Here is a 2,620-nt window from a genome sequence, read left to right on the forward strand (position 1 = left end):
GACCAGCATGGCGCGTTCGGACTGGCGACCGTCGATGAGAGGGTTGATCGGGATGGGGGAGATGATCGGCATGGCAGGCACCATGCCAGATTTTGTTCACGGTTTGAACCTGTTTTTATGTGGCGATTATATATTTGACATACCCGGATATACCCAAAAGAAGTCAGGCATTGATCCTTGAAAGATTGAACTTGCGGTGCATACCATCGTTTCCATGGGGACGGGCGACGCAAAATCGAACAGCACCGAAGGCGAACAAATGTGGGCCTTTGACCTTGACGCTCTGCGCAAGGCTTTCGGAAAGTCCGTTCAGGAGCACAAAGTCACGGCGGCTGATTGGGCGGAACACGCCAAGCTGTTCCTCGAAAAACAAAGGGATCGTCAGCGCAAATCGACTTGATGTGTCGCGCCGATCAACTTCCGTTCTTAATTATAAGACAGCAGGGACCAAAGCCTTGCGCCTCACCAACCAAGGTCTGACGTTTGCGCGAATGTCCACTGGACGTTCCGTTATGTCAACCAATCTCAAATATGCCCAAAAGGATGGCCGGTGCTGGGGTATACTAGGAGTTGAGTGGGCACCGGCCATCGCGGGATTAGGCTTTTGGCGATTGGGATCGTCCCCCGCATTGCCCAATGCTATAGATACATTAGAGATTACTCAATTAAGACTGAAGTCCCTATCCAGGCGTAGATATAAACGGCCTTGACCCCGTGGAGGCCAGCCTTGTGTAGCGCCGTAACGTCCGCTCCAAAATATAAGACAGCAGGACTAAAGTCTTGTCTTCCGCACGCAAAGGTCTGAGAGGCCTGTAAAGGTTCCACAAATGTTTGTTGGACGTTCCGCACTTTAGTCAGTCATCATATATTGGTTGCCGTAACGTAATGGCCTATCGCCTTGCCTTGCGCCAGCCTGCGACGCGAGCTTCCGCCTCCGAACAAAACCAGCGCTCACCATACAGCGGGCTTAGCGGCGCGCCCGGTAATGCGCGCACCTGACAAACCCGGCCCAATTAATGGGCGCTCGCTTTGGACAGTAGGTTTAGAACCAATACGCCGGCCAGGATCAGGCCCATGCCGACGAAGCCTGCCAGGTCGGGTCTTTGCCCATAGACAATCCAGGCGACCAACGCGACCAGAACAATGCCGCCGCCCGCCCATACTGCATAGGCGACGCCAACCGGTATCCGATCCAGGACCTGGGACAGAAAGAAAAATGCCGCTGCGTAACCGAGCAGCACCAATATCGACGGGCCAGGCCTGGTGAAGCCCTCTGAGGCTTTCATAGCGCTCGTTGCGACAACCTCACCGATAATAGCCAAAGCAAGAATGGCATAAGCAGGCATGGGGGACCTCCTTCAATGGGAGGCATCCAATGATCAGAACTCCACAGCGACGTCACGTTCACTTTCCCGTGATGGGTGCAGCCGGTTACCGGGTCGCGCGTAGTTCCCATTAAATTAGCTAGAGCGCATATAAAGAGAAAGTGGTATTTCGGGAGGCAGCCGGAGCTCCCCCACTACACCCCGCTCCGGTCAGGCCCGGTAGCAAGTCCACCCAAAGGAAAGGCTGCCGGGCCGCTTCTTTCCATCTATACTCGGAAAGTAAGGGTCAGGTCTGAGTTTTACATGAAAAGACCTGACAGTTTTGAAAATGTCCATTGGGCGCTCCGCTACTTTATTTGATCGAATATTAAGGCGCGCCGAACCGCCTCCAGCCCTGCGACTTGGTTAAAAACGCTCAGTCGGCCTGCGTGCCGCTTGCAACCAACCCGTGGCCCGCTCGTTGACCAATTGCTGGGTTGATCCCCTGGCACTCCAGAATCTGCCCGCTGCCCGATGGTGGCGGGCCTTTTTCCTTGGCTGGAAGTCTAGCCAATATCGACAACGAGAGCCCCGGCGGATGCCGAGAGCTTCGCGTCTGCCGGCTTTCGTCAGAAGCGGATCCAGAAGGATCTGCGGAAACATCTACGGCGCCAGTAACCGTGACGCCAATAGCGACGGCAAACCCGTCTCCAGCCGCGGCGGCGCCTCCTGCGATACCAGCGCACGGGCTCGATGCCGTCTTGGACATCAGGACCATCCTGGTCGAGGATGGCGTCGGACGGTTTGTCGAGTTCATCGAGAATGCCGGGTCCCTTATTCGGAATGCCGGCCAACGCGATGGCAGGACGCGCAATAGCGATCACGGTCGCAGCCCCGGCCAGTCCAAGCATTCCAGTTAGAAGCAATCGCCGATCCATGCCAATCTCCATCCTTGATCATTGCGACAAGGAAGACATAGAGCGGCAGATTGACGCGCCCAGATGCCGAAGAGAATTGTGCCGATTGAACTGCGTGCCGGCTGTGGCAGGCCTTCTTTAGCGTCGACTTGACAATCCGTGTGCCCAAATGCGCCACTTCTCCGGGGCATTGGGGGACATCTCATGAAGAAGACTTATGAACGACCGACGCTGGTGAAGCGCGAAAAGCTCACGACGGCTACGGCCATCGTGTGTGTTTCAGGCTGCCCCGTTTGACCGAAGCCGCAGGCCTCAACAGGTCCGCTATTCCGCTATCTCGTGTCAGGGCACGTCGTGGCTGATGACAAACACGGTCGACGGCCGGCTTTCGGCAGTTTC

General features: G+C 56.0%; 4 protein-coding genes. 2 read left to right on the forward strand and 2 right to left on the reverse strand.

All coding sequences use genetic code 11. The features are described 5' to 3' along the window. Both EN935_RS41540 and EN935_RS30480 read left to right on the forward strand, forming a co-directional pair. Positions 1-181: hypothetical protein (locus EN935_RS41540; RefSeq protein WP_206534604.1), on the forward strand; the 181-nt coding region annotated here is incomplete at its 5' end. Between the two features lie 15 nt (positions 182-196). Beyond that, entirely contained in the window at positions 197-400 is a 204-nt protein-coding gene (locus EN935_RS30480; RefSeq protein ID WP_126067474.1) for a hypothetical protein, read from the forward strand. 613 nt (positions 401-1,013) lie between these two features. On the opposite strand, the gene EN935_RS30485 is transcribed toward EN935_RS30480, so the two are convergent. Next, positions 1,014-1,346 carry an SMR family transporter gene (locus EN935_RS30485; RefSeq protein ID WP_109666031.1) on the reverse strand — a complete coding sequence of 111 codons (333 nt, stop codon included), beginning with the start codon at positions 1,344-1,346 and terminating at the stop codon, positions 1,014-1,016. A gap of 587 nt (positions 1,347-1,933) precedes the next feature. Beyond that, entirely contained in the window at positions 1,934-2,242 is a 309-nt protein-coding gene (locus EN935_RS30490) for a protamine-2 (modular protein) (RefSeq protein ID WP_109666726.1), read from the reverse strand. Between the last annotated feature and the right edge of the window lie 378 nt (positions 2,243-2,620).

Source organism: Mesorhizobium sp. M7D.F.Ca.US.004.03.1.1 (assembly GCF_003998635.1).
Taxonomy (GTDB): domain Bacteria; phylum Pseudomonadota; class Alphaproteobacteria; order Rhizobiales; family Rhizobiaceae; genus Mesorhizobium; species Mesorhizobium loti.

What these genes read in the sequence shown, in the direction of transcription:
- EN935_RS30485 (WP_109666031.1), bottom strand. Translation starts at nt 1,346, where the DNA reads ATGCCTGCTTATGCCATTCTTGCTTTGGCTATTATCGGTGAGGTTGTC.
- EN935_RS30490 (WP_109666726.1), bottom strand. Translation starts at nt 2,242, where the DNA reads ATGGATCGGCGATTGCTTCTAACTGGAATGCTTGGACTGGCCGGGGCT.